23 protein-coding genes and 1 tRNA gene are annotated in these 26,236 nt (G+C 70.4%); 21 read left to right on the top strand and 3 right to left on the bottom strand.

What is annotated here, in order from left to right:
- Positions 1 to 119: 119 nt before the first annotated feature.
- Together ACZ45E_RS30765 and ACZ45E_RS30760 are read right to left on the bottom strand one after the other, a co-directional pair.
- Complete coding sequence (locus ACZ45E_RS30765) at positions 120 to 1,175, bottom strand: acyltransferase family protein (RefSeq protein ID WP_468227001.1); 1,056 nt, start codon at positions 1,173 to 1,175, stop codon at positions 120 to 122.
- 458 nt (positions 1,176 to 1,633) lie between these two features.
- Positions 1,634 to 2,095: a MarR family winged helix-turn-helix transcriptional regulator gene (locus ACZ45E_RS30760; RefSeq protein WP_468226858.1), complete on the bottom strand. Its 462-nt coding sequence runs from the start codon at positions 2,093 to 2,095 to the stop codon at positions 1,634 to 1,636.
- 180 nt (positions 2,096 to 2,275) lie between these two features.
- On the opposite strand from ACZ45E_RS30760, the gene ACZ45E_RS30755 reads away from it, so the two are divergent.
- The 6 genes from ACZ45E_RS30755 to ACZ45E_RS30730 all read left to right on the top strand — a co-directional run bounded on the left by ACZ45E_RS30755 (position 2,276) and on the right by ACZ45E_RS30730 (position 7,160).
- Positions 2,276 to 3,346 (top strand): SDR family NAD(P)-dependent oxidoreductase, encoded by a 1,071-nt coding sequence (locus ACZ45E_RS30755; protein ID WP_468226855.1) that lies wholly within the window; start codon positions 2,276 to 2,278, stop codon positions 3,344 to 3,346.
- Positions 3,343 to 4,332: an amidohydrolase family protein gene (locus ACZ45E_RS30750; protein WP_468226852.1), complete on the top strand. Its 990-nt coding sequence runs from the start codon at positions 3,343 to 3,345 to the stop codon at positions 4,330 to 4,332. The genes ACZ45E_RS30755 and ACZ45E_RS30750 overlap by 4 nt, the downstream gene beginning before the upstream one ends.
- A gap of 23 nt (positions 4,333 to 4,355) precedes the next feature.
- Complete coding sequence (locus tag ACZ45E_RS30745) at positions 4,356 to 5,942, top strand: acyl-CoA synthetase (RefSeq protein WP_468226849.1); 1,587 nt, start codon at positions 4,356 to 4,358, stop codon at positions 5,940 to 5,942.
- Entirely contained in the window at positions 5,939 to 6,397 is a 459-nt protein-coding gene (locus tag ACZ45E_RS30740) for a MaoC family dehydratase (RefSeq protein ID WP_468226846.1), read from the top strand. The genes ACZ45E_RS30745 and ACZ45E_RS30740 overlap by 4 nt, the downstream gene beginning before the upstream one ends.
- Positions 6,398 to 6,511: 114 nt before the next feature.
- The gene (locus ACZ45E_RS30735) at positions 6,512 to 6,712 is read left to right on the top strand and encodes a hypothetical protein (RefSeq protein WP_468226844.1); all 201 of its coding nucleotides are present in this window, start codon (positions 6,512 to 6,514) and stop codon (positions 6,710 to 6,712) included.
- A complete protein-coding gene (locus ACZ45E_RS30730) occupies positions 6,702 to 7,160 on the top strand; it encodes a nuclease-related domain-containing protein (protein ID WP_468226841.1) in 459 nt (152 codons plus the stop codon). The genes ACZ45E_RS30735 and ACZ45E_RS30730 overlap by 11 nt, the downstream gene beginning before the upstream one ends.
- A gap of 785 nt (positions 7,161 to 7,945) precedes the next feature.
- Here the strand turns inward: ACZ45E_RS30730 and ACZ45E_RS30725 are convergent.
- Positions 7,946 to 8,017, bottom strand: a tRNA-Arg gene (locus tag ACZ45E_RS30725).
- A gap of 202 nt (positions 8,018 to 8,219) precedes the next feature.
- Between ACZ45E_RS30725 and ACZ45E_RS30720 the strand changes: the two genes are divergently transcribed.
- The 15 genes from ACZ45E_RS30720 (at position 8,220) to ACZ45E_RS30650 (ending at position 25,995) form a co-directional block, all read left to right on the top strand.
- Entirely contained in the window at positions 8,220 to 8,816 is a 597-nt protein-coding gene (locus tag ACZ45E_RS30720; RefSeq protein ID WP_468226839.1) for a response regulator, read from the top strand.
- A gap of 235 nt (positions 8,817 to 9,051) precedes the next feature.
- Positions 9,052 to 10,203 carry an ArgS-related anticodon-binding protein NrtL gene (gene nrtL / locus ACZ45E_RS30715; RefSeq protein ID WP_468226836.1) on the top strand — a complete coding sequence of 384 codons (1,152 nt, stop codon included), beginning with the start codon at positions 9,052 to 9,054 and terminating at the stop codon, positions 10,201 to 10,203.
- A gap of 27 nt (positions 10,204 to 10,230) precedes the next feature.
- Positions 10,231 to 11,622: a diaminopimelate decarboxylase gene (gene lysA, locus ACZ45E_RS30710; protein WP_468226834.1), complete on the top strand. Its 1,392-nt coding sequence runs from the start codon at positions 10,231 to 10,233 to the stop codon at positions 11,620 to 11,622.
- A gap of 140 nt (positions 11,623 to 11,762) precedes the next feature.
- Complete coding sequence (locus ACZ45E_RS30705) at positions 11,763 to 13,055, top strand: homoserine dehydrogenase (RefSeq protein ID WP_468226831.1); 1,293 nt, start codon at positions 11,763 to 11,765, stop codon at positions 13,053 to 13,055.
- Positions 13,056 to 13,069: 14 nt separating this feature from the next.
- On the top strand, positions 13,070 to 14,128 hold the full coding sequence (thrC, locus tag ACZ45E_RS30700) for a threonine synthase (RefSeq protein ID WP_468226999.1): 1,059 nt from the start codon (positions 13,070 to 13,072) through the stop codon (positions 14,126 to 14,128).
- 365 nt (positions 14,129 to 14,493) lie between these two features.
- On the top strand, positions 14,494 to 15,420 hold the full coding sequence (thrB, locus tag ACZ45E_RS30695; RefSeq protein ID WP_468226828.1) for a homoserine kinase: 927 nt from the start codon (positions 14,494 to 14,496) through the stop codon (positions 15,418 to 15,420).
- A 416-nt stretch (positions 15,421 to 15,836) separates the two neighbouring features.
- A complete protein-coding gene (gene rho / locus ACZ45E_RS30690) occupies positions 15,837 to 17,975 on the top strand; it encodes a transcription termination factor Rho (RefSeq protein WP_468226825.1) in 2,139 nt (712 codons plus the stop codon).
- Positions 17,976 to 18,294: 319 nt separating this feature from the next.
- A complete protein-coding gene (locus ACZ45E_RS30685) occupies positions 18,295 to 19,395 on the top strand; it encodes an LCP family protein (protein ID WP_468226822.1) in 1,101 nt (366 codons plus the stop codon).
- Positions 19,396 to 19,528: 133 nt separating this feature from the next.
- Positions 19,529 to 19,750 (top strand): 50S ribosomal protein L31, encoded by a 222-nt coding sequence (rpmE, locus tag ACZ45E_RS30680; protein ID WP_081219441.1) that lies wholly within the window; start codon positions 19,529 to 19,531, stop codon positions 19,748 to 19,750.
- 117 nt (positions 19,751 to 19,867) lie between these two features.
- Entirely contained in the window at positions 19,868 to 20,944 is a 1,077-nt protein-coding gene (gene prfA, locus ACZ45E_RS30675) for a peptide chain release factor 1 (protein ID WP_468226819.1), read from the top strand.
- A gap of 42 nt (positions 20,945 to 20,986) precedes the next feature.
- Positions 20,987 to 21,832, top strand: coding sequence for a peptide chain release factor N(5)-glutamine methyltransferase (prmC, locus tag ACZ45E_RS30670; protein WP_468226817.1), 846 nt, complete (start codon positions 20,987 to 20,989; stop codon positions 21,830 to 21,832).
- 50 nt (positions 21,833 to 21,882) lie between these two features.
- A complete protein-coding gene (locus tag ACZ45E_RS30665) occupies positions 21,883 to 22,530 on the top strand; it encodes an L-threonylcarbamoyladenylate synthase (RefSeq protein ID WP_468226814.1) in 648 nt (215 codons plus the stop codon).
- Positions 22,527 to 23,192: an arsenate reductase/protein-tyrosine-phosphatase family protein gene (locus ACZ45E_RS30660; protein WP_468226811.1), complete on the top strand. Its 666-nt coding sequence runs from the start codon at positions 22,527 to 22,529 to the stop codon at positions 23,190 to 23,192. The genes ACZ45E_RS30665 and ACZ45E_RS30660 overlap by 4 nt, the downstream gene beginning before the upstream one ends.
- 72 nt (positions 23,193 to 23,264) lie before the next feature.
- Positions 23,265 to 24,509 carry a serine hydroxymethyltransferase gene (locus tag ACZ45E_RS30655; RefSeq protein WP_468226808.1) on the top strand — a complete coding sequence of 415 codons (1,245 nt, stop codon included), beginning with the start codon at positions 23,265 to 23,267 and terminating at the stop codon, positions 24,507 to 24,509.
- Between the two features lie 157 nt (positions 24,510 to 24,666).
- Positions 24,667 to 25,995, top strand: a complete 1,329-nt coding sequence (locus tag ACZ45E_RS30650) for an MraY family glycosyltransferase (RefSeq protein WP_468226804.1) — start codon at positions 24,667 to 24,669, stop codon at positions 25,993 to 25,995.
- The last annotated feature ends 241 nt before the right edge of the window (positions 25,996 to 26,236 follow it).

Raw genomic sequence — 26,236 nt, 5'->3', positions numbered from 1 at the left:
CTGTTTCCAAGGTGGTAGCGGGGGTGGCCGGGGCCCGGGCCGCCGGGGTACGCAGAAAGGGGGCGCGATGTGCGCCCCCTTCCTGTCCGGCCCTCCGGTCCTCCGGCTCTCCGGCGCGGCTACCGCTGCCGGGCCACCGCGGCCGCGTCCCGCTTGAACGCCCACTCCATCTTCGGCTCCATGACGAACCGGAACATCCGCTGCACCGGTGGCGTGCAGAGCACGGTGATCACGGACGCGGCGATCAACGTCACCGCGATCTCACCGAGCGGCGTGTGCATCCACCGCGCGTCGTACCAGTCCCAGAACCGGGAACCCTTGGCCAGGAAGCCGTGCAGCAGGTAGCCGTAGAGCGTGCCCGCGCCGAGCGCCGTGACCCAGAGCCTGCGCCCCGGCACCCACGCGAAGAAGCAGGCCATGAGCAGCACCGAGCAGCCGAACATCCCCAACGTCATGACGACACCGCTCCAGCCGGGCGCCGCCAACTCCTGGGCGCTGTCCCGCCGGTAGAACCAGGCCGCGTTCATCCGCGGCGCCGCCCAGTACGCGAAGATCAGCGCGGCCGCGAAGACCGGCACGGCCAGGATGCGTGCCTCGCGCCGCCGCACCAGCCGGAAGTGCTCCGGCTTCAGACACAGACCGAGCACGAAGAAGGGCAGGAACTGGAGTACGCGCTGGAGGTCGAGGTCGTCACCGATGTCGGGGGAGACCGAGGCCAGCACGGCGACGGCGAGCGCCACCGGCAGCGGCCGGCGGATCACCTTCCACAACGGTGTGCTGAGCCGCCACACGAACAGCGCTATCAGGAACCACGTCAGGTACCAGGGGTCGAGCAGGCTGAACGGGTAGTCGGGGTCGCCCCCGGCCGTCCGCTTGAACAGGGTGTACGCCACCTCGAAGACCACGTACGGCACGGCCACCCCGGTGACCAGCCGCTTCAGCCGCGCCGGGCTCGCGTCGAAGCTGCGCGAGAAGTAGCCGGAGATCACGATGAACGCCGGCATGTGGAAGGCGTACACGGTCATGTAGAGGGCGGACGCGGCGCGGCTGTCCCCGCGCAACGGCTCCCAGGAATGCCCCATCGCGACCAGCACGATCGCCAAGTACTTCGCGTTGTCGAAGAACGCGTCGCGCGCCTTGCCCGGCTCGGCCGCCGTGCCCGGCCGGGCCTTCACGGCCGGAGCGGTCGCGACCCGGGCCGACGGCGCTGACGGTGAAGCGGGGGGTGCGATGTCTGCGCGCTGCGGAGGCAGAGGTGCCCGCGAGGCGCTCAGGCGTATCGGTTCGCTCACGATCCCTCCCGCGTGGAACCCCGACTCCCGAATTCGCGTCTTCTCAGGTTTGCGGGGTTCAAGTGGCTGCGAGACATCCCACGCACCGTAGTCACCCACTGAGGCAGGCGTAAACCCGTGCTGCTCATGGGTGGCGGCTCTCACACCCGGACGGGCCGCCGAGCCGGACAACTCGGCCAAGTCGGGCGCACGGCCCGGTCACCACGAAGAAGCGCGCGTCCCGCACCGCCCGGCGCGGGAGGGGAAGCGCGGCGAAGGGGGGCGGAGGGGAGGAGGGCGAGCGGGACGGGGAGGGCGCGGCGGTGAACAGAGGCGCGTCCGGACGGGCGACCGGCCGCTGATCAGACGAGCCCCGCCTCCGCGACGCGCAGCAACAGCCCGTGCAGCACCTCACGTTCCGCCCCGTCGAGCGGCTCCAGAAGCTCGGCGGTGACGCGCAGGCCCGCCTCGTCCGTGTCGCGCAGAAAGCCGCGCCCGTCCTCGGTGAGCACGACGATCCGGCTGCGCCGGTCGTCGGGGGAGGGGCGCCGCTCGACGAAACCGGTCTTCTCCAAGTCGTCGACCAGCCCGACGATCGCGCTCGGGTCGTAGCCGAGCCGCGCGCTCAACTCCCGTTGCAGCGCACCCTCGCTGGTGGCCAGGAGCCGTAGCAGGGCGTAGTGGCGCAGACGCAGCCCCGACGCCTGGAGCGAGGCGTTGAACAACTGCCCCGAGCGCAGCCCGAGCCGGTACAGCAGATACCCCGTGTCGGCGTGCAGCCCGCGCATCCAAGGCTCGTGCGCGTCGATCGGGCTGGGCTTCATGGGGTCTCCCTCGGTCGGGTCGGGTCGGGTCGGGTCGGGGCCGGGTGTCGCGTGGTGCCGCGTGGCGTGGTGGAGCCAGTCTGACGTACATCCAGGTCGGCAACAACTATTGACGTCACCAATTATTGCTCCTAACTTCCTTCTCGCCCCGCAATCGCAGTCGGCCCGAAGGGACTACTCGTGTCCGTCGACCCCATGGACTCCGTCGGCTCAACCAGCGCGACCAGCGCCACCAGCGCGACCAGCGCAACGAACAGGACGGACTCGACCGGCTCGACCGGCTCGGCCAGTTCGGGCGGCTCGGTTGGCTCGGTCGTCCCCACCGGCTCGGTCGCCCCGATCGATCTCACGGGCAAGGTGGCCATCGTGACCGGCAGCGGCCGCGGCCTGGGTCTCGCCTACGCCCACGCCCTGGCCGCCCGCGGCGCCTCGGTCGTCGTCAACGACATCGACGAGGCCGTCGCCGAAGCGGCCGTCAAGTCCCTCACTGAGGCGGGCGGCAAGGCGGTCGCCGAGGTGGTCCCGGTCGGTACGGCCGAGGCCGCCGATCGCCTGGTGGGGCGCGCGGTGACCGAGTTCGGGCGGCTCGACGTCCTGGTCACCAACGCCGGCATCCTGCGCGACAAGGTGCTGTGGAAGATGACCGACGACGACTTCGACGCGGTGCTCACCACCCACCTCAAGGCCACGTTCACCTGCGCCCGCGCCGCCGCCGTCCGTATGCGGGAGCAGGGCGAGGGCGGCACCCTGATCCTGGTCGGCTCCCCGGCGGGCCAGCGCGGCAACTTCGGCCAGACCAACTACGCCGCCGCCAAGGCCGGCATCGCCGCCATGGCCCGTACCTGGTCGATGGAACTGGCCCGCGCCCGGATCACCGTCAACGCGATCGTGCCGGTCGCCGCGACCGCGATGACGGAGACGATCCCGGCGTTCGCCCCGTACGTCGAGGCGATGCGGAACGGTACGCCGCTGCCCGACTTCCTCCGCAAGGGGGAGGGCTTCGGCACGCCGGAGGACTGCGCGGCCCTGGTCCCCTTCCTCGCCTCCGCCGCGGCCCGCGACGTGACCGGCCAGGCCATCGGCATCGGCGGCGACCGGGTCACCCTCTGGTCCCACCCGCAGGAGATCAAGTCGGCCTACGCGGACGGGGGTTGGACCCCGGAAGCGTTGGCGGACGCCTGGCCCACGTCGATCGGCGCCGAGCCGCAGACGGTCGGCATCCCGGCCCCGCGCATCCCGGAGACGTCATGAACCCCGAAAGCCCGAACCCTGAAAGCCTGCACCCCGCGAGCGCGCACCCCGCGAGCGCGCACCCCGCGAGCGCGCACCCCGCGGGCCCGAACCCCGCCACAGCACTCGACCGCACCACGCTCGACAACCTGACCGCGATCGACATCCACACGCACGCGGAGGTGTCCTCCAAGGGCCATGCCTCCCTCGACGACGACCTGCACGACGCGTCCTCCGCGTACTTCAAGGTCGAGGGCAAGCGGAAACCGACGCTGGCGGAGACGGCCGCGTACTACCGCGAGCGGCGCATGGCCGCCGTGATCTTCACCGTCGACGCCGAATCCGCGACGGGTACCGCCCCCGTCCCGAACGAGGAGGTCGCCGAGGCCGCCGCGGCCAACCCGGACGTCCTGATCCCGTTCGCGTCGATCGACCCGTTCCGCGGGAAGGCCGGCCTCCGCCAGGCGCGCCGGCTGGTCGAGGAGTACGGGGTCAGGGGCTTCAAGTTCCACCCGTCCATTCAGGGCTTCTTCCCCAACGACCGTCTGGCGTACGGGCTTTACGAGATCATCGAGGAGACGGGCACGATCGCCCTCTTCCACACGGGGCAGACCGGAATCGGCGCGGGCGTCCCCGGCGGCGGGGGCATCCGCCTGAAGTACTCCAACCCCCTGCACGTCGACGACGTGGCGGCCGACTTCCCGCACCTGAAGATCATTCTGGCGCATCCGTCCTTCCCCTGGCAGGACGAGGCACTGGCGGTGGCCACACACAAGCCGGGCGTGCACATCGACCTCTCCGGCTGGTCACCCAAGTACTTCCCGCCCCAACTCGTCCAGTACGCCAACACGTTGCTCAAGGACAAGGTCCTCTTCGGCTCCGACTACCCGGTCCTCACCCCGGACCGCTGGCTCGCCGACTTCGCGAAGCTGCCGATCAAGGACGAGGTCCGCCCGAAGATCCTCAAGGAGAACGCGGCCCGCCTGCTCGGCCTCACCCGACCCTGAACCCGACCCTGAAGGGGCGTTGGATGCGCAACGAGGGACTGGGGTCATGGCCCGCACGCCGGGCCCGCAAGACCCCGCACCGCACGGCCCTGATCCACGACGGCACGGCCGTCACGTACGCCGCCCTGCACGAACGCACCACCCGCCTCGCCCACGCCCTGCGCGCCCGGGGCATCCGCCGCGGCGACCGCATCGCGTACTTGGGCGCCAACCACCCCTCCTACCTTGAGGTGTTGTTCGCCGCGGGCCTCCTCGGCGCGGTTTTCGTCCCGCTCAACACCCGCCTGGCAGGACCCGAGATCGCGTACCAGCTGACCGACTCGGGAGCGCAGACCCTCGTCCACGCGCCGACGCACACGGAACTGCTCCCGGCCCTCCGCCAGGACACGGACGTCCACCTCTACGTCGAAGTGGGCGCGCCCTACGAGGAGTTGCTGGCGACAGGGTCATCGGCCACGGGACCCTCGGCCACGCGGTCTTCGGCCACGGGACCCTCGGTCACCGGAGCCCTGGACGAGCGGGTCTCGGCCGACGACACCTGCATCATCATGTACACCTCGGGCACGACGGGCCGCCCCAAGGGCGCCATGCTCACCCACGCCAACATCACGTGGAACGCGCTCAACGTCCTCGTCGACATCGACCTCGCCGCCGACGAACGGGCCCTGGTCGACGCCCCGTTGTTCCACACCGCAGGCCTGAACATGCTCACCCTGCCGGTCCTCCTCAAGGGCGGCACCTGTGTCCTGGCCGACTCGTTCGACCCGGAACGGACCCTCGACCTCATCGCCCGGCACGGGATCACCTTCATGTTCGGGGTGCCCACGATGTACGACCTGGTGGCCCGGCAACCCGCCTGGCCCACCGCCGACCTCACCTCACTGCGTACGCTCACCTGCGGCGGCGCCCCCGTCCCGAGCTCGCTCATCGCCACGTACCAGGAGCGCGGCCTCACCTTCCAGCAGGGTTACGGCATGACGGAGGCATCACCCGGGGTGCTCTTCCTGGACGCCGAACACGCGGTGGACAAGGCGGGTTCGGCGGGCGTGCCGCACTTCTTCAGCGACGTACGCGTCGTACGCCCCGACCTCACCCCCGCGGCCCCCGGCGAAACGGGAGAGGTCCTGGTCAGCGGCCCGCACGTCATGCCCGGCTACTGGGGCCTGCCGGAGGCGACGGCGGCGGCGTTCACCGACGGCTGGTTCCGTACGGGCGACGCGGCGAGGACGGACGACGACGGCTACGTCCACATAGTCGACCGCATCAAGGACATGATCATCTCCGGCGGCGAGAACATCTATCCCGCCGAGATAGAGGACGCCCTCCTCACCCACCCCGACATCGCGGAATGCGCGGTCATCGGCGTACCGGACGACACGTGGGGCGAGGTGGGCCGGGCGATCGTGGTGCCCCACGAGGGCCGCACCCCTGACCCGGCGGAGATCCTCGACCTCTTGAGGACCCGCCTGGCCAGATACAAGATCCCCAAGTCGGTGGTGCTGGCCCCCACCCTCCCGCGCACGGCATCAGGAAAGCTCCGCAAATCAGCCCTACGCACCCGCTACGCCACCCCCAACACCCCATACGCTCCAAAGGAGTCCGGCGCATGACCCTCACGGTGAACGGCCTGCAGGAACTCAAGAAGCTGGCGGGCGCCTCCCTGGGAACCAGCCCCTGGCTGGACATCTCCCAGCAGCGCATCAACACCTTCGCCGACGCGACCGACGACCACCAGTGGATCCACGTCGACCCGGAACGCGCCGCGGAGGGCCCCTTCGGCGCCCCGATAGCCCACGGCTACCTGACCCTCTCCCTCTTCATCCCCCTCTTCACCGACCTCCTCGACGTCCAGGGAGTCACCACCAAAATCAACTACGGCCTGAACAAGGTCCGCTTCCCGTCCCCGGTCCCCGCCGGCTCCCGCATCCGCCTCACCGCGACCCTGTCCCAGGTGGAGGAGGTCGCGGGCGGAGGAACCCAGATCACCGTGGACGGCACGATCGAGACAGAGAACGCGCCGAAGCCGGCAGCAGTACTCCAGAGCGTGTCCCGCTTCTACCCGTGAGCCACGCACCGGCACGCACTCGAACTGCGCCGGTGCCCACGACGCGCTCTTGCCGATAGCTTCCCGGGCTGCTCCGATGGCGGGGGACGGTCGGCATCTGTGTGGGGCGGGCGCATGAGCGATCTGACGGTGAACGCGTGGAAGCGACACGGCAGGGACCGCCTGTACGTCAATCTGCCCGACGGCACCGCGGTCGCCTGGGCGGACCGCGCCACCAAGGTCATCACGGTGATGGTGGACCAGGATCCGGCGCCGCTCGTCGGAGTGGGACTCCTGGTACGCGGGGCTGGAAGGGGAGCGCAGAGTGGGCCGTGAACTGCAACGCCTGTCCGCTCAGGGCTGGCGAACGCTCCACGGCGTAGGCAAGGGCAACGGCGGCGACATCGACCACCTGCTGATCGGCCCGGGGGGAGTCTTTTCCATCAACACGAAGCACCACGTCGGCGCCAGGGTGTGGGTCGGGGACGAGATGGTCAGGGTGAACAGCGGAGAACCGGCCCCGTACGCGGCTGCCGGCAAGGCTGAAGCCCGTTACGTACAAGGGGTGTTGGAGCGTTACTGCGACTTCCCCGTACCCGTGGAGCCGGCCCTCGTCTTCGTCGGCGTGGCGTCACTGCAACGGGCCGCCACCCAGTACGCCGTCCGCATCTACCGGGAGCGAGAAGTCGCGGCCCTGGGCCCCCTGACCGGCCGGCACACGCCCGAGCAGGTGGACCAGCTCTTCACGGTGGCCCGCCACAAGCGCATATGGCTACGAACATAGACCTCCGACCACCCCACGCCACCGCACAGAGGAGCCTCCGCGCCCCCGAGCACTGGCCGCTCGCCCTGGAGCCGACGCCATACCCAACGGGACCCCACACAGTGCCGGGTCCCACCGGGGGTTCAGGGTGTCCGCTGGTGACGGGATCTTGGAGGACCCCATAGGGGATGCCCCGGGCAGGGTCCGAACCTGCGCACACAACTCCGAAGAGCCCTTCGGTCCCGGACATACGCGCAGGTCACGACTTTACGAGGGATCCGTAGGTGGGTGCTTGCACACCAATAGTCCGCGACTCGCGAGATGATTTCCGCAAGAGGCCGACGCCAGATCCCGCCCCCTGCTCGGTATACGTAGCCATGGATGGGATGCGGTTCATGCGGCCATACCTCTCGACACGCTCGAATCAGGTCGGGCACGAACGGTCGTCTTCCGATCCAGTAACCAGGACCTCACCACTGCCCGTGTCTACACGGAGAGGGCGTCTCGGTTGGCTGAACCCGTCCTACTCGGCCTTGCCGTCCTCGCTGCCCGCGGACGCATGAAGCGGTAGACAGCCCCTGCGCCGTCCATCCAGAAGAGCGCAACTTACCCGCGAGTACGTGCCCATGGTGTTGCCCACCCTCGGGCAGACCTTCAGGCGTTCTCGGGGCGCTTCTTCACGCGCCACTCACTCGGGAATCGTGCGTGGGAACGACAAAGAGCCGGACCCAGTGAGACTGGGTCCGGCTCTTTGTATGTGGCACTTTGGGCTGGTCAGCGACTTGATCGCGCTGTTCCGGCTTCTGTGCCCCCGGCAGGATTCGAACCTGCGCACACGGCTCCGGAGGCCGTTGCTCTATCCCCTGAGCTACGGGGGCGTTCGTCGCCTTGTGTGCGGCGACGGGTAGAACACTACCAGCTCGTCCGGGGTCTTCATGAACGGGTATTTCCGGGTCCGTGGACGGGCGGACCGGGGGCTGGAGGGGGCGGAGAAGGGCTGGGGGCGGTCCGAGTCACCTGTACGGGGCGGAAGTGGGGAAAACCCGGACGCGGTCGGCGGTGCCGACCTACTCTCGAGTTGTGCCAGGCGCTTCAGGCCGGGTCCTCGTTGTGGACGACAACAAGGTCATCCGGCAATTGATCAGGGTCAACCTCGAGCTGGAGGGCTTCGAGGTCGTGACCGCGGCCGATGGTGCCGAATGCCTGGACGTGGTGCATCAGGTCCGGCCCGACGTCGTCACTCTGGACGTGGTCATGCCGCGCCTCGACGGCCTGCGGACCGCCGCGCGGTTGCGCGGGGACGCGCGCACCAGCGGCCTGCCCATCGTCGTCGTCAGTGCATGCACCCAGAGCGAGGTGGAGAGCGGACTGGAAGTCGGCGTCGACGCCTTCCTGGCCAAGCCCTTCGAACCCAACGAACTCGTGCGGGTAGTAGGGGAGTTGAGCCGACGCGGGCGTGCCCCGAAGCCGGCGTCAGTCACGTCGACGGCAACAACGTCGATGCCGGCCACGTCGATGTCAGCCCCGTCGACGTCAAGCACGTCGGCAGAGGAGCACGGGCATGGGCAGCGGCAGGACGACAGTTGTGGCGACTCGGGCGACAGCTCTCCGCTCAACGGCTCCGCCCACACCACCATCGCCGGCGAGTCCGGGTTCGGTCGTACCGCGGGCGCCTGACGATCTTCCGTCCGGCAGCTCGGCAGTAGCGCGGAAGCCGGCCGCAGCCCCAGCCCGGCCCCACTCCCACTTCCACTGCCACTGCCGCGGCGACTACGGCCCGCACCCGACACCCCCGCCTCCCACCATCCGCCCCCCGATCACACCCCCCAAACAAACCCCCACCCGTCCGCATCCCGGACCATCCGCCAAATCGGCTCGCCTACCCACCCCCCTCCTCGCCTACGCTTACCCCGTGACCCCCGCAGAGCTCTCCCACACCGTGTTGCGCGCCGTGCGCCGCGCGGTGGACGACGGTGAGCTGGGCGCGGGGGCCGTGGAGACCGTCGAGCGGGGTCGTGCGCGGATCGTCGTCGAGCGGCCTCGGCCCGGCGGGCACGGGGACTACGCCACGAACGTCGCCCTGCAACTCGCCGCCCCGGCCGGCCGGCCACCCCGCCAGGTCGCCGAAATTCTTTCCCGGCGACTGGCAGGCAGCCCGGGTATCGCCTCCGTCGACGTCTCCGGGCCGGGGTTCCTGAACCTCACCCTCAGCCCGCAAGGCCCGGGCCCCGGCCAAAGCCTCCTGCTCGGCATCCGGCGCGACGGCCTCGCCTACGGTCACAGCGACGCCCTGCGCGGCCACCGCATCGACCTGCGCATCCCGCGCGAGCCCCGCGCCGAGATCCTCGCCGACGCCGTCGCCCGTATCGGCCGCAGCCAGGGCGCCGAGGTCCAGGTCGCGTACGCCGTAGGGGCGGACGAGGTGACGTTCCGGCCCGTGCCCGCTGATCCGCGGGGGCTCGGGGGCGACGCCGGGCGCTGGGCCCTGTTGCATCCCGCCGCGCACGACCGGCCGCGTACCGAATCCGCCGCGGACCGTGCCGGCCACCTCGCCCAGCGCGAGTCGAACCCCCTTTTCCGCGTCCGGTACGCCCACGCCCGCTCCCGCGCCCTGACCCGGAACGCCGCCGACCTCGGTTTCACGAGCGCCCCCGGCGGTCCCGACACCCCCGGCGGTCCCGACACCCCCGGTAGCCCCGGTAGCCCCGGTAACCCCGACGGCCTCGTCAGCGCCCCCGGCACCCCGGCCGCCCTCCTTGACACCCCCGCCACCACCCCCCGCGCCCCGACCGGTCACCACCCCCTCCTCACCCCCCTCGCCGACCACCCCCGCATCCTCCTCGCCGCCGCCCGCCACCGTGCCCCCGACCGGCTCGCCCGGCACCTCGTCGATGTCGCCGACGCCTTCCTCGCCGATGCGGAGATCTCCGCCGGCGCGCTGCCCAAGGGGGAGGAGAAACCCTCGGCCGCCCACCGCGCCCGGCTCGCGCTCGCCGAAGCCGCCGGGACGGTGCTGGCCGGCGGCCTGACCCTGCTCGGTATCGACGCCCCCGCACACCTGTAGAGAAGACGAAGAGAGCGCCCCGCAGTCATGAGCCGTTCCGCACACCCCGCAGGCCCCCGCCACGCCGACGTCCTGCCCGAGGGGCACTACTCCGCCCCGGCCGCCGACCTCAACCTCCTCGACCCGAAGGTGTGGGCGCGCACCGTGGCGCGTGGCGCCGACGGCGGAGTGAGCGTCGGCGGGATCGAAGTGGCCCGGCTCGCCGAGGAGTTCGGCACCCCGGCCTACTTCCTCGACGAGTCGGACTTCCGCGCCCGGTGCGCGGCCTGGCGTGACGCCTTCGGGCCCGACGCCGACGTCTTCTACGCGGGCAAGGCCTTCCTGTCGCGCGCCGTCGTGCGGTGGCTGCACGAGGAGGGGCTCAACCTCGACGTCTGTTCCGGTGGCGAGCTGGCCACCGCCCTCTCCGTCGGCATGCCCGCGGAGCGCATCGCCTTCCACGGCAACAACAAGACCGAGGAAGAGATCCACCGGGCGATCGAGGCCGGTGTCGGGCGGATCGTCCTCGACTCCTTCCAGGAGATCGTCCGCGTCGCGCACATCGCCGACCGGCTCGGCAAGCGGCAGCGCGTACAGATCCGGGTGACCGTCGGCGTCGAGGCCCACACCCACGAGTTCATCGCCACCGCGCACGAGGACCAGAAGTTCGGGATCGCGCTCGCCGACGGGCAGGCCGCGGAAGCCGTGCGGCGCGCGCTGAAGCTCGACGGGATCGAGCTCATCGGGATCCACAGCCACATCGGTTCGCAGATCTTCGACATGGCCGGCTTCGAGGTCGCCGCGCGCCGGGTGGTCGGGCTGCTCGCCGAGGTGCGCGACGAGCACGGCGTCGAACTCCCGGAGATCGACCTCGGCGGCGGCCTCGGCATCGCGTACACGAGCGACGACGACCCCCGCGAACCGCAGGAGATCGCCAAGGCGCTCACCGAGATCGTCACGCGCGAGTGCGAGGCGGCCTCCCTGCGTACGCCGCGGATCTCCGTGGAGCCGGGGCGCGCCATCGTCGGCCCGACCGCCTTCACGCTCTACACCGTCGGCACGGTCAAGCCGCTCGAAGGGCTGCGTACGTACGTCTCCGTCGACGGCGGCATGTCCGACAACATCAGGACCGCTCTGTACGACGCCGAGTACACGGTCGCTCTCGTCTCCCGCCGCTCCGACGCCGAACCCATGCTGGTCCGCGTCGTCGGCAAGCACTGCGAGAGCGGTGACATCGTGGTGAAGGACGCCTTCCTGCCGGCCGACGTCGCGCCCGGCGACCTGATCGCCGTCCCGGCCACCGGTGCGTACTGCCGCTCCATGGCCAGCAACTACAACCACGCGCTCCGCCCGCCGGTCGTCGCCGTGCGCGACGGCGAGGCCCGGGTGATCGTCCGGCGCGAGACGGAGGAAGATCTCCTCCGCCTCGACGTCGGATAATGAAATATCTGTCTCATCATCCGGACCAGGGACAGAAAGCCCGGTCCGGTGGGTGAGACTGGTTGCACTGCAAAGAACCGTAGAGAACCGTTGAGAACCGTGAAAGCCAGCGGCAGTAGTAGTCGAGGAAACGAGGTCGGATGATGCGTACGCGTCCGCTTAAGGTGGCGCTGCTGGGCTGCGGGGTAGTCGGCTCAGAGGTGGCGCGCATCATGACGACGCACGCCGCCGACCTCGCCGCCCGTATCGGCGCCCCGCTGGAGCTCGCGGGGGTGGCCGTGCGGCGCCCTTCCCGGGTGCGGGAAGGGATCGACCCCGCCCTCGTCACCACCGATGCCACCGCCCTCGTCAAACGGGGCGACATCGACGTGGTGATCGAGGTCATCGGAGGGATCGAGCCCGCGCGGACCCTCATCACCACCGCCTTCGAGCACGGCGCCTCCGTCGTCTCGGCCAACAAGGCGCTGCTGGCCCAGGACGGCGCGGCGCTGCACGCGACCGCTGTCGAGCAGGGCCGCGACCTCTACTACGAGGCCGCCGTCGCCGGCGCCATCCCGCTGATCCGGCCCCTGCGCGAGTCCCTCGCGGGTGACAAGGTCAACCGCGTCCTCGGGATCGTGAACGGCACGACCAACTTCATCCTCGACAAGATGGACTCCACGGGCGCGGGCTACCAGGAAGCCCTCGACGAGGCCACCGCGCTCGGGTACGCGGAGGCCGACCCGACCGCCGACGTCGAGGGGTTCGACGCCGCCGCCAAGGCCGCCATCCTCGCCGGTATCGCCTTCCACACGCGCGTACGCCTCGACGACGTGTACCGCGAGGGCATGGCCGAGGTGACCGCCGCCGACTTCGCGTCCGCGAAGGAGATGGGCTGCACCATCAAGCTGCTCGCCATCTGTGAGCGGGCCGCCGACGGTGGTTCCGTCACCGCGCGCGTGCACCCCGCGATGATCCCGCTCGACCACCCGCTGGCCTCCGTACGAGGTGCGTACAACGCGGTGTTCGTCGAGGCCGAGGCCGCCGGGCAACTGATGTTCTACGGACCCGGTGCCGGCGGTTCGCCGACCGCGTCCGCCGTTCTCGGCGACCTCGTCGCCGTCTGCCGCAACCGCCTCAACGGCGCGACGGGACCCGGCGACTCCGCGTACACGCAACTGCCCGTCTCACCCATGGGCGACTCCGTGACGCGGTACCACATCAGCCTCGACGTGGCCGACAAGCCCGGCGTTCTCGCGCAGGTGGCGACGGTCTTCGCCGAGCACGGGGTCTCCATCGACACCGTGCGGCAGTCGGGGAAGGACGGCGAGGCATCTCTTGTCGTCGTCACCCATCGCGCGGCGGACGCGGCCCTCACCGGGACCGTGGACGCGCTGCGCCAGCTCGACACCGTGCGCGGTGTCGCCAGCATCATGCGTGTTGAAGGGGAGTAGCAGCGATGACCGGAATGACCCACCAGTGGCGCGGCATCATCGAGGAGTACCGGGACCGGCTCCCGGTGACCGGCACCACGCCGGTCGTGTCGCTGCGCGAGGGCGGCACGCCGCTCGTGCCCGCGCAGGTCCTCTCCGAGCGCACGGGCTGCGAGGTCCACCTGAAGGTGGAGGGCGCCAACCCCACCGGCTCCTTCAAGGACCGCGGCATGACCATGGCCATCACCAAGGCCAAGGAGGAAGGCGCGCAGGCCGTCATCTGCGCGTCGACCGGCAACACGTCGGCGTCCGCCGCGGCCTACGCCGTGCGCGCCGGCATGGTCTGCGCCGTCCTGGTGCCCCGCGGCAAGATCGCGCTCGGCAAGATGGGCCAGGCGCTGGTCTACGGCTCGAAGATCCTCCAGGTCGACGGGAACTTCGACGACTGCCTCAACCTGGCCCGCAGCCTCTCCGAGAACTACCCGGTGGCGCTGGTCAACTCGGTCAACCCGTTCCGCATCGAGGGCCAGAAGACCGCCTCGTTCGAGATCGTGGACGCGCTCGGCGACGCGCCCGACATCCACGTCCTCCCGGTCGGCAACGCGGGCAACATCACGGCCTACTGGAAGGGCTACAAGGAGTACGCGGCCGACAAGGTCTCGACCCGTACGCCGCGCATGTGGGGCTTCCAGGCCTCCGGTTCCGCGCCGATCGTGCGCGGCGAGATCGTCAAGGACCCGTCGACGATCGCGACTGCGATTCGCATCGGGAACCCGGCGTCGTGGAACTTCGCGCTCGCCGCGCGCGACGAGTCCGGCGGCTTCATCGACGAGGTGACGGACCGTGAGATCCTGCGCGCCTACAAGCTGTTGGCGTCCCAGGAGGGTGTCTTCGTCGAGCCGGCGTCCGCCGCGTCCGTCGCCGGTCTGCTGAAGGCCGCCGAGCAGGGCAAGGTCGACCCGGGCCAGCGCATCGTCTGCACCGTCACGGGCAACGGCCTCAAGGACCCCGACTGGGCCGTCTCCGGCGCCCCGCAGCCGGTCACGGTGCCGGTCGACGCGGCCGCCGCGGCGTCCCGCCTCGGCCTCGCCTGACCGCTCCGCCTGCGCTGACACCCCGTCAACCGGGCGCATCGCCGGACGGGGTGCACAGGGGGCTCACGACACGCATCGTGCGCCTCCTGTGCGCCCTATGTCGCCACGGAACCTTCCTTCGATAGGCTGTACCGAACCCGCCCGCCGCATATGCCGCGGTGCCGCCGCCGTTCCGTCGTTTTCCGGTGAGTTTCCGCCGTGGTTCCGTCGTTCGCGGCCCGGGTGCCGACGTACGCAGCACAAGACATCGGAAGTCTCGGAAGTTCTCGAACACCTCGACCGTCGTACATCTCGCAGATCTCGTCAGTCCGTCAGTCTTCGGAAGTTCCCGATACATCCCGCAGTTCAAGGAGAGTCATCGAGCGATGGCCGGTCCCGCGTTCCGCGCCGCCGCCGTCAGGGTGCGCACCCCCGCCACCAGCGCCAACCTCGGCCCGGGCTTCGACGCCCTCGGCCTGTCGCTGGGGCTCTATGACGACGTGGTCGTCAGGGTCGCCGACTCCGGGCTGCACATCGACATCGCGGGCGAGGGCTCCGAGACCCTGCCCCGCGACGAGTCGCACCTTCTCGTACGTTCCCTGCGCACCGCCTTCGACCTGCTCGGCGGGCAGCCGCGCGGCCTGGAGATCGTCTGCGCGAACCGCATCCCGCACGGCCGCGGCCTCGGCTCCTCCTCCGCCGCCATCGTCGCGGCCGTGGTCGCCGCGCGCGCCGTGACGATAGGCGGCGACGCGCGGCTCGACGACGCGGCGCTCCTCGAACTCGCCACCGAGATCGAGGGCCACCCCGACAACGTGGCCCCCTGTCTGCTCGGCGGCTTCACCATCGCCTGGATGGAGTCGGGCGCGGGCCGGGCGGTCCGCCTCGACACGGCGCCCTCGGTCGTCCCGGTCGTCTTCGTACCCGGGAAACCGGTCCTGACCGAGATGGCGCGAGGACTCCTGCCGCGCACCGTCCCGCACGTGGACGCCGCGGCCAACGCGGGCCGGGCGGCCCTGCTCGTCGAGGCCCTGACCAGGCGCCCCGAGCTGCTGCTCCCGGCCACCGAGGACCGGCTGCACCAGGAGTACCGGGCGCCCGCCATGCCGGAGAGCGCCGCACTGGTGGAGCGGCTGCGGGCCGACGGGGTCCCGGCGATGATTTCCGGGGCGGGCCCGACGGTCATCGCCCTGGTGGAGGACGGAGCCGCCGACAAGGTCGCCCGGCTGGCCGGAGAGGGATGGGCGGCGAACCGTCTGGCCCTCGACACCGGCGGGGCGAGCGTGCTGCCGCTCGGTTCCAACCCCGATTGATCACAAACGTACGGTTGCCGGATTTCGAGAGGGGGAATGTTTGTTGGATCCGGTAGTGTTAACCTCAAGTCTGCACCCGACCCCACCATGGCGAGGTGCTGTGTGTCCCCGTCCGGGACAACCATTCTTCCGGGAGCCTCCCCAGCATTTCTGTACAGCGCCCCGCTATGCCGGGACGCGGTGCTGAACGCTGGCGAGCATGCTCCGGAACCGGTGTGACCGAGCCGCGCGACACAGAAATTCAGTGACACAGAAATTCAGTGCACCCGCGGGATCGCGAAACGCCGTCACCCATTCTTCCGCCTCATCGGCGGACAACCGCCCCGGCACGGTCCGTACAGGCAGGACCACCGCCGGACAGCACGACCGGTCGCCGAGCCAGACAGGCCGACGTCCGCTCCAGGGAAGGACCCTTCGTGAGCGACACCACCGATCTGATGGGCGTGACTGCCGACAGCTCTGCTGCCGCGCCCGCCGCGTCCGCAGGGGATGCCTCCGCTGCGCCTGCCACCGGTGCTCCGGGCTCCCGGCGGCGCCGCGGTACCGGCCTTGATGGCATGGTGCTGGCCGAACTGCAGCAGGTCGCATCTGGCCTTGGCATCAGGGGCACCGCGCGGATGCGCAAGAGCCAGCTGATCGAGGTCATCAAGGAGGCGCAGGCGGGCGGCAGCGCCCCCGCGAAGAGCGCCGACGCCGCCGAGACGAAGCCGAAGCGCCGGGCCACCTCGAAGGCCCGTACCGGCGACGAGCCCGCGGCCGACGCCGCGCAGGCCAAGGCGGACGCCAAGGCGGAGAAGGCCCAGGTGACCGACTCCGTCGACGCCAAGGCCAAGAAGGCCACCGGCCAGCAGCAGATCGACATCCCCGGCCAGGGCGCCGGGGACGAGCAGCCGGCCGGCGAGCGCCGTCGCCGCCGCGCCACCTCCGAGGCGGGCAGCCCCGAGACCGTCACGGCCGAGGCCGCGAACGCGAAGGCGGAGCCCAAGCAGGAGAAGCAGGACGGCGCCGAGAACAAGGGCGACGGCGGCCAGGACAACGCGGCCGACGGTCGTCGGGACCGCCGCGACCGCCGCGACCGCGGTGAGCGCGGCGACCGTGGTGAGCGGGGCGACCGTGGTGGCCGAGACCGTGACCGTGACCGTCGTGGCAAGGGCGAGGACCAGGGCGGCCAGAGCGGTCAGGGCGGCCAGGGCAACAAGGACCAGGGTGGCGGCCGGCAGCAGCAGCAACAGGGCGGCGGCCGCCAGGAGCGCGACCGCGACCGCGATCGCGACCGCAACAACGGTCCGCAGGACGACGACGACTTCGAGGGTGGCCGCCGCGGCCGCCGGGGCCGTTACCGCGACCGCCGTGGCCGTCGTGGCCGCGACGAGCAGCAGGGCTTCGGCAACGAGCCGCAGGTCTCCGACGACGACGTCCTGATCCCCGTCGCGGGCATCCTCGACATCCTCGACAACTACGCGTTCATCCGTACGTCGGGCTACCTCCCCGGTCCCAATGACGTCTACGTCTCGCTCGCCCAGGTGCGTAAGAACGGCCTGCGCAAGGGTGACCACGTCACCGGCGCGGTCCGCCAGCCCAAGGACGGCGAGCGCCGCGAGAAGTTCAACGCGCTCGTGCGGCTGGACTCGGCGAACGGCATGGCGGCCGAATCGGGCCGCGGGCGCCCGGAGTTCAACAAGCTGACGCCCCTGTACCCGCAGGACCGGCTCCGCCTGGAGACCGACCCGGGTGTGCTGACGACCCGCATCATCGACCTCGTCGCGCCGATCGGTAAGGGCCAGCGCGGTCTGATCGTGGCCCCGCCGAAGACCGGCAAGACCATGATCCTGCAGGCGATCGCCAACGCGATCACCATCAACAACCCCGAGTGCCACCTGATGGTCGTCCTGGTCGACGAGCGTCCGGAAGAGGTCACCGACATGCAGCGGTCGGTGAAGGGCGAGGTCATCTCCTCGACCTTCGACCGTCCGGCCGAGGACCACACGACCGTCGCCGAGCTGGCCATCGAGCGCGCCAAGCGCCTCGTCGAGCTGGGTCACGACGTCGTCGTGCTGCTCGACTCCATCACCCGTCTGGGCCGCGCCTACAACCTGGCGGCCCCGGCCTCCGGGCGCATCCTGTCCGGTGGTGTCGACTCGACCGCGCTGTACCCCCCGAAGCGCTTCTTCGGCGCCGCGCGCAACATCGAGGACGGCGGCTCGCTGACCATCCTCGCCACCGCGCTGGTCGACACCGGGTCCCGCATGGACGAGGTGATCTTCGAGGAGTTCAAGGGCACCGGCAACGCCGAGCTCAAGCTCGACCGCAAGCTCGCCGACAAGCGCGTCTTCCCGGCGGTGGACGTCGACGCGTCCGGCACGCGTAAGGAAGAGCTCCTGCTCGGCAGCGACGAGCTGGCGATCACCTGGAAGCTGCGTCGCGTGCTGCACGCGCTCGACCAGCAGCAGGCGATCGAGCTGCTGCTCGACAAGATGAAGCAGACGAAGTCGAACGCGGAGTTCCTGCTCCAGATCCAGAAGACGACGCCGGCGCCGGGCAACGGCAACGACTGACGCTTCGCGGAGCGGATTCTGTCATTCCGCAAGGGCTGGGCCCCGTCGCATTCGCGACGGGGCCCAGCCCTTTTCCGCGGTCACCCGAGACCTTCACCACAGGTATAAGAATTCACGTCCCCTGTGAAGCATGCGGCCCGTACGGGAAAACGTGCAGGTGAGAGAGGTGGGAAGAGTCGGCGCACGGCCTTCTTCGCGGTCGCCACGGCCTGCTGGGGGCACAGTACGCTGTGCAACCCTTCAGGGCGGTTCGCTGTCACAACGAGTGAAGAGCAAAGCGGACCGCGGACAGACCGAAGGCATACCGAGCGAGGAGCACATGCCCGACAGTGACAACAAGCCCGGGCGCCGCCGCGCCAAGGGCCGTCGCCGCAAGCCGCGCCCCGGCCGGGGCAAGGCGCTGCGCGTCGTGGCGTGGAGCGCGGCGGGCGTCGTCGTCCTCGGCGGCACCGGCCTCGGGTACGTGTACTTCAAGCTCGACGGCAACATCAAGAGCGTCGACATCAACCAGGCCCTCGGCACCGACCGGCCCGAGAACGTCGACAACGGCTCGCAGGACATCCTGGTGCTCGGCTCCGACAGCCGGGCCGGCAGCAACAAGAAGGCCGGCGGCGGCACCGACGACGGCAGCGCCCGCTCGGACACCGCGATGGTCGTCCACATCTACAAGGGGCACAAGAAGGCGAGCATCGTCTCCATACCCCGCGACACCCTCATCGAGCGGCCCTCCTGCACCGACAAGGACGGCACGGAGCACCCGGCGCAGAGCGACGTCATGTTCAACTCCGCGTACTCCACGGGCGGCGCGGCCTGCGCGGTCAAGACCGTCGAGGCGATGAGCGGCATCCGGATGGACCACTACGTCGAGGTCGACTTCAGCGGCTTCCAGGACCTGATCGACGACCTCGGCGGCGTCGAGGTCACCACCAGCAAGGCCATCGACGACCCCGACAGCCACCTTCAGCTCGACGCGGGCACCCACCGGCTCGACGGCCGGCAGGCGCTCGGCCTCGTACGGACCCGGCACGGCGTCGGCGACGGCAGCGACCTGGGCCGCATCCAGCTCCAGCAGGCGTTCATGAAGGCCCTGATGGACCAGATCAAGCACGTCGGCGTCTTCAGCAACCCCAAGAAGCTGTACGACCTCGCGGACACCGCCACCAAGTCCGTGACGACCGACTCGGAGCTGGCGTCCGTCAAGAACCTCACCTCGTTCGCGGGCGGGCTCAAGGGCATCGGCTCGAACGACATGAACATGGTGACGCTGCCGGTCCAGTACGACCAGGCCGACGCCAACCGCGTCCTGGTCGACGAGACCAAGTCCGACCAGGTGTGGAAGGCGCTCAAGGCCGACCGGACCGTCCCGAGGTCGGCCGGCAGGGGAACCGCCACCGGCACCGCGAAGGGCGTCGTCAGCTAGCCGGGGAATAGATCCGGCCACACCCCGGTTTTGGGAGATACGAACAGTCCTGGCAGACTGGTACGTCGGCTCCGGTTCACGCTCCCGCAATCCGCGTCAGCGACCCGGCGCCCTCCCGAACCTAGGAGACACCTTGAAGCGCGACATCCACCCCGAGTACGTCGAGACCCAGGTCAGCTGCACCTGTGGCGCGTCGTTCACCACTCGTAGCACCATCGACTCCGGCACCATCCGTGCCGAGGTCTGCTCCGAGTGCCACCCGTTCTACACGGGCAAGCAGAAGATCCTCGACACCGGTGGCCGTGTGGCCCGCTTCGAGGCCCGCTTCGGCAAGGCTGCCGCTGCCAACAAGTAGCGAGGCTCCAGCGCCGGTCTCCGGTGCCCCGATCGCAGGGGCACCGGGACCGGCGCTTTGCGGTGCAGCCCCTTGTACTTGGAATGACACAGCCCCCCGTACACGCAGGAGCCGGAGATGTTCGAGGCCGTCGAGGACCTCATCGGAGAACACGCCGATCTGGAGAAGAAGCTCGCGGACCCGTCGGTCCACGCCGACCAGGCCAACGCGCGCAAGCTGAACAAGCGCTACGCAGAGCTCACCCCGATCGTCGCGACGTACCGCTCCTGGAAGCAGACCGGCGATGACATCGAGACCGCCCGCGAGCTGGGCGCCGATGACCCGGACTTCGCGGCCGAGGTGAAGGATCTCGAGAAGCATCGCGAGGAGATCACCGAGAAGCTGCGGCTCCTCCTGGTGCCCCGTGACCCGTCGGACGACAAGGACGTCATCCTCGAGGTCAAGGCCGGCGCGGGCGGCGACGAGTCGGCGCTGTTCGCCGGTGACCTGCTGCGCATGTATCTGCGCTACGCCGAGCGCGTCGGCTGGAAGACCGAGATCATCGACGCCACCGAGTCCGAGCTGGGCGGCTACAAGGACGTCCAGGTCGCTGTGAAGACCAAGGGTGGCAACGGCGCGACCGAGCCGGGCCAGGGCGTCTGGGCCCGCCTCAAGTACGAGGGCGGCGTCCACCGGGTGCAGCGCGTCCCGGCGACCGAGTCCCAGGGCCGCATCCACACCTCCGCCGCCGGCGTGCTCGTCACGCCCGAGGCCGAGGAGGTCGACGTCGAGATCAACATGAACGATCTGCGCATCGACGTCTACCGCTCCTCAGGACCCGGCGGCCAGTCCGTCAACACGACCGACTCCGCGGTGCGCATCACGCACCTGCCCACCGGAGTCGTGGCCTCCTGCCAGAACGAGAAGAGCCAGCTCCAGAACAAGGAGCAGGCGATGCGCATTCTCCGCTCCAGGCTCCTCGCCGCGGCGCAGGAGGAGGCCGAGAGCAAGGCCGCGGACGCCCGTCGCAGCCAGGTCCGCACGGTCGACCGCTCCGAGAAGATCCGCACGTACAACTATCCGGAGAACCGGATCTCGGACCACCGCGTCGGCTTCAAGGCGTACAACTTGGACCAGGTGCTCGACGGTGACCTCGACGCCGTGATCCAGGCGTGTGTCGACGCGGACTCGGCAGCCAAGCTCGCCGCCGCGTAAGCTCCCGCACCCCTGTACGACAGCTCGACTCGGAGGACCAGCGTGAACCTGCTGCTCGCGGAAGTGGCCCAGGCCACCCGGCGGCTGGCCGACGCCGGCGTGCCCTCGCCGCGCAACGACGCGGAGGAGCTCGCCGCCTTCGTGCACGGCGTGAAGCGGGGCGAGCTGCACTCCGTCAAGGACACCGACTTCGACGCCCGGTACTGGGAGGTGACCGCGCGCCGCGAGGCCCGCGAGCCGCTCCAGCACATCACCGGGCGCGCGTACTTCCGCTACCTGGAGCTCCAGGTCGGGCCCGGTGTCTTCGTGCCGCGCCCGGAGACCGAGTCGGTCGTCGGCTGGGCCATAGACGCCGTACGCGCCATGGACGTCGTCGAGCCGCTCATCGTCGACCTGTGCACCGGCTCCGGCGCCATCGCGCTCGCGCTCGCCCAGGAGGTCCCGCGCTCGCGCGTGCACGCCGTCGAGCTCTCCGAGGACGCCCTGAAGTGGACGCGCAAGAACGTCGAGGGGTCCAGGGTCGACCTGCGCCAGGGGGACGCCCTGACGGCCTTCCCCGACCTCGACGGCCAGGTCGACCTCGTCGTCTCCAACCCGCCGTACATCCCGCTCACCGAGTGGGAGTACGTCGCTCCCGAGGCCCGCGACTACGACCCGGACATGGCGCTGTTCTCCGGCGAGGACGGCCTCGACCTGATCCGGGGCATCGAGCGCACCGCCCACCGTCTGCTGCGCCCCGGCGGCGTCGTCGTCATCGAGCACGCGGACACCCAGGGCGGCCTGGTGCCGTGGATCTTCACCGAGGAGCGGGGCTGGGCGGACGCCGCCGACCACCCCGACCTGAACAACCGGCCGCGGTTCGCCACCGCCCGCAAGGCGATGCCGTGACCCACGAACTTCACACCCTTGAGCAGTACGCAGAGCAGGAGGCCCGCTAGATGGCACGGCGTTACGACACCAATGACGCGACCGACCGCGCGACCGGTCTGCGTGAAGCCGCGTCCGCCGTCCGCCGCGGCGAGCTCGTCGTGCTGCCCACCGACACCGTGTACGGCGTCGGCGCCGACGCGTTCACGGCCGAGGCGGTCGGTGACCTCCTGGAGGCCAAGGGCCGCGGCCGCAACATGCCGAGCCCGGTCCTCATCGGCTCCCCGAACACGCTGCACGGCCTCGTCACGGACTTCTCCGAGATGGCCTGGGAGCTCGTCGACGCGTTCTGGCCCGGCGCCCTGACGATCGTCGCCAAGCACCAGCCGTCCCTCCAGTGGGACCTGGGCGAGACCCGTGGCACCGTCGCCGTCCGTATGCCGCTCCACCCGGTCGCCATCGAACTCCTCACCGAGGTCGGCCCGATGGCGGTCTCCTCCGCCAACCTCACCGGCCACCGCGCGCCCGAGGACTGCGACGCCGCCCAGGAGATGCTCGGCGACTCCGTCTCCGTCTACCTGGACGGCGGCCCCACCCCCGGCATCGTCCCCTCGTCGATCGTCGACGTCACCGGAAAGGTCCCGGTACTGCTGCGCGCCGGGGCGCTCTCCGCGGACGAACTGCGCAAGGTCGTACCCGACCTCGAGGTGGCGAATTGACTGCCCCTGAGACGGGGCGTGGCATAGGTACCGACCGCGGGGGGCCGCTCGTCCCCGGCGACTCCTTCCGCATCCTCCACGTCAGCACCGGCAACGTGTGCCGCTCGCCGATCACCGAGCGGCTGACGCGGCACGCCCTCGCGGACCGCCTCGGCGACCCGCTGGCCGGCGGGCTCATCGTGGAGAGCGCGGGCACCTGGGGCCACGAGGGCGCCCCGATGGAGGCCAACGCGGAGCAGGTCCTGGCCGACTTCGGCGCTGACGCCTCCGGCTTCGTCGGCCGCGAGCTCCTCGACGACCACGTCATAAGGGCCGACCTCGTGCTGACCGCCACCCGCGACCACCGCGCCCAGGTCATCTCCATGGGCCACAGCGCGGGCCTGCGCACGTTCACGCTGAAGGAGTTCACGCGGCTCGTGCAGGCCATAGACCCGGCGACCCTCCCGGACCCCCTCGACCTCTCGGCGGGCGGCGTGGTGGCCCGTGCACGGTCCCTGGTGCGGGCCGCCGCGGCGCTGCGCGGGTGGCTCCTCGCCCCGTCCGTCGAGGCGGACGAGGTGTACGACCCGTACGGGGCGCCGCTGCCGTTCTTCCGGTCGGTGGGCGGCGAGATCAGCGAGGCGCTGAACCCGGTGGTCGCGGCGCTGACAGGCGTGAAGTAGCCCAGGCGCCCCGAGCCCCCCGGATCTACATTGGAAGGCACCACCTCCCAGACGCGAGGCCCGGAGCCGAAGATGCCGGTCACGACAGAAACCGCACGCCTGACGGAGCTGCGACGCCAGGACCCCGAACTGGCCGAGATCATCCTTGGCGAGGAGGCCCGCCAGGCCGACTCCCTCCAGCTGATCGCCGCCGAGAACTTCATGTCGCCCGCGGTCCTGGAAGCCCTCGGCTCGCCCCTCGCCAACAAGTACGCGGAGGGTTATCCCGGCGCCCGCCACCACGGCGGCTGCGAACTCGTCGACCAGGCCGAACGCGTCGCCGTCGACCGCGCGAAAGCCCTCTTCGGCGCCGAGCACGTCAACGTGCAGGCACACTCCGGCTCCTCGGCCGTGCTCGCCGCCTACGCGGTGCTGCTGCGCCCCGGCGACACCGTGCTCGCGATGGGCCTGCCGTCCGGCGGCCACCTCACGCACGGCTCCCCGGCCAACTTCTCCGGCCGCTGGTTCGACTTCGTGCCGTACGGGGTCGACGCCGAGAGCGGGCTCATCGACCACGACGAGGTCCGCGCCGCCGCCCGCGCCCACCGCCCCAAGGCCATCGTGTGCGGCTCGATCTCCTACCCCCGGCACATCGACTACGCGGCGTTCCGCGCCATCGCCGACGAGGTGGGCGCCCACCTCATCGCGGACGCCGCGCACCCCATGGGGCTCGTCGCCGGGGGAGCGGCCCCGAACCCGGTCCCGTACGCCGACATCGTCTGCGCCACCACCCACAAGGTGCTGCGCGGCCCGCGCGGCGGCATGCTGCTGTGCGGCGCCGAGCTCGCCGACCGGGTGGACCGGGCCGTCTTCCCGTTCACGCAGGGCGGCGCGCAGATGCACACGATCGCCGCGAAGGCCGTCGCGTTCGGCGAGGCGGCGACGGCGGCCTTCGCCGGGTACGCGCACCAGGTCGTCGCCAACGCCCGGGCGCTCGCCGGGGCCCTCGCCGCGCAGGGTTTCGCCGTCACCACGGGCGGCACCGACACCCACCTCGTCACGGTCGACCCGGCGCCGCTCGGCGTACCGGGCGCGGCCGCCCGTGGCCGGCTGGCCGCCGCCGGAATGGTCCTGGACACCTGCGCGCTGCCCCACGGCGAGGGCCGCGGGCTGCGCCTGGGCACCGCCGCGATCACCACGCAGGGCATGGGCGAGGCGCAGACGGCACGGATCGCGGTGCTCCTCTCGGGCGTCGTGCGCGGCGATCTCGACCCGCGTACGGTCCGCGAGGAGGTCCGTGATCTCGCGGCGCAATTCCCCCCGTACACCGCCGGATAGCGGGTGATCGCCCGGCCGGGACGCCCTTGGTACGGCACCGCGACGCTACCGGTGCGTCACTCGTGCAACCATCGTCGCTACCCGGAAGTCTCCATCGTCAAGCACGCGAAGCTAGGGTGTGGGGCTGAGATGGCCAGCGATACCTGTGGGGAAGCCCGTGCGTGAATACCTGCTGACGCTCTGCATCACGGCTGCGGTGACCTATCTGCTCACAGGCCCGGTGCGGAAGTTCGCGATTGTGGCCGGCGCGATGCCGGAGATCCGTGCGCGAGACGTGCACCGTGAACCCACCCCGCGGCTCGGCGGTATCGCCATGTTCTTCGGTCTGTGCGCGGGCCTCCTGGTCGCCGACCACCTCACCAATCTGGACAAGGTCTTCGACTCGTCCAACGAGCCGCGGGCGCTGCTCTCCGGAGCCGCGCTGATCTGGCTGATCGGTGTGCTGGACGACAAGTTCGAGATCGACGCGCTGATCAAGCTGGGCGGCCAGATGATCGCCGCCGGCGTCATGGTCATGCAGGGTCTGACGATCCTGTGGCTGCCGATCCCGGGTGTGGGCACGGTCGGCCTGACCCAGTGGCAGGGCACGCTCCTGACGGTGGCCCTCGTGGTCATCACGATCAACGCGGTCAACTTCGTCGACGGCCTGGACGGCCTCGCGGCGGGCATGGTCTGCATCGCCGCCGCCGCGTTCTTCCTCTACGCCTACCGGATCTGGTACGGCTACGGCATCGAGGCGGCCGCCCCCGCGACGCTCTTCGCGGCGATCCTGATGGGCATGTGCCTGGGCTTCCTGCCGCACAACATGCATCCGGCCCGGATCTTCATGGGTGACTCGGGATCCATGCTGATCGGGCTCGTCCTCGCGGCCGGCGCCATCTCCATGACCGGGCAGATCGACCCGGACGCCCTCAAGCTGAACCTCGGCGGCAGCACGCGGGACACCACGCACGCGATGCTCCCCGTCTTCATCCCGCTCGTGATGCCGCTGACGATCATCGCGATCCCGTTCGCGGACCTGGTCCTCGCGATCGTGCGCCGCACCTGGAACGGGCAGTCGCCGTTCGCCGCCGACCGCGGCCACCTCCACCACCGGCTCCTGGAGATCGGCCACTCCCACAGCCGCGCGGTGCTGATCATGTACTTCTGGTCGGCGCTCATCGCCTTCGGCGCGGTCGCCTACTCCGTGCACTCCGCATCCGGAATGTGGGTCGTGCTGACGATCGTCGCGCTGAGCTTCGTCGGCCTCGTGCTGCTCCTGCTGCCGCGCTTCACCCCGCACGCGCCGCGCTGGGCCCAGCACTTGGTGCCGCCGCGCTACCGGCGCAAGGCCGCCGTCGAGGAGACGGAGGAGGCGCCCGGGGCGGCCGATGAGGAGGTGGCGGAGGAGAATCCGACGCCGGTTCCCGCGGGCGTCAACGGAGCGACAGCGATCGGCGGCCGATCTCGCTTCACGGATCGGCGTGAAGCCGGGACGTCGCGCTGACCTCCGTCCGAAAAAGCGGCAATACCAGACAAGTTGCCCCGCCGGGTGCACAGACGCGCAGGTTCCCCCTCACGTGTGACAGTTGGCACACCTTCTAGGTAAAGACCGCATCAAATAGTTTGTGATACCGTTCACGAAACCCCGGGGATAGAGCCGAAAGACCGTAGTGCGACGGTCCCTTGGCCCGAAGTCCAGTCTCGGCCCCGGACTACGCTCGTCCATGACGACACCCTGCCCCCAT

It is taken from the genome of Streptomyces sp. NPDC030991 (genome assembly GCF_055571235.1).
Note: the sequence above shows the minus strand (reverse complement) of the source record. Positions and strands in the feature narration are given on the sequence as shown.

Bases quoted from the DNA above. Each gene is read 5' to 3' on its own strand.
- ACZ45E_RS30655 (WP_468226808.1), top strand. From the start codon at position 23,265: ATGCCGGTCACGACAGAAACCGCACGCCTGACGGAGCTGCGACGCCAG.
- ACZ45E_RS30735 (WP_468226844.1), top strand. From the start codon at position 6,512: ATGAGCGATCTGACGGTGAACGCGTGGAAGCGACACGGCAGGGACCGC.
- ACZ45E_RS30745 (WP_468226849.1), top strand. From the start codon at position 4,356: ATGCGCAACGAGGGACTGGGGTCATGGCCCGCACGCCGGGCCCGCAAG.
- ACZ45E_RS30760 (WP_468226858.1), bottom strand. From the start codon at position 2,095: ATGAAGCCCAGCCCGATCGACGCGCACGAGCCTTGGATGCGCGGGCTG.
- ACZ45E_RS30665 (WP_468226814.1), top strand. From the start codon at position 21,883: ATGGCACGGCGTTACGACACCAATGACGCGACCGACCGCGCGACCGGT.
- ACZ45E_RS30705 (WP_468226831.1), top strand. From the start codon at position 11,763: ATGATGCGTACGCGTCCGCTTAAGGTGGCGCTGCTGGGCTGCGGGGTA.
- thrC (WP_468226999.1), top strand. From the start codon at position 13,070: ATGACCCACCAGTGGCGCGGCATCATCGAGGAGTACCGGGACCGGCTC.
- ACZ45E_RS30750 (WP_468226852.1), top strand. From the start codon at position 3,343: ATGAACCCCGAAAGCCCGAACCCTGAAAGCCTGCACCCCGCGAGCGCG.
- thrB (WP_468226828.1), top strand. From the start codon at position 14,494: ATGGCCGGTCCCGCGTTCCGCGCCGCCGCCGTCAGGGTGCGCACCCCC.
- lysA (WP_468226834.1), top strand. From the start codon at position 10,231: ATGAGCCGTTCCGCACACCCCGCAGGCCCCCGCCACGCCGACGTCCTG.
- ACZ45E_RS30685 (WP_468226822.1), top strand. From the start codon at position 18,295: ATGCCCGACAGTGACAACAAGCCCGGGCGCCGCCGCGCCAAGGGCCGT.
- prfA (WP_468226819.1), top strand. From the start codon at position 19,868: ATGTTCGAGGCCGTCGAGGACCTCATCGGAGAACACGCCGATCTGGAG.
- ACZ45E_RS30740 (WP_468226846.1), top strand. From the start codon at position 5,939: ATGACCCTCACGGTGAACGGCCTGCAGGAACTCAAGAAGCTGGCGGGC.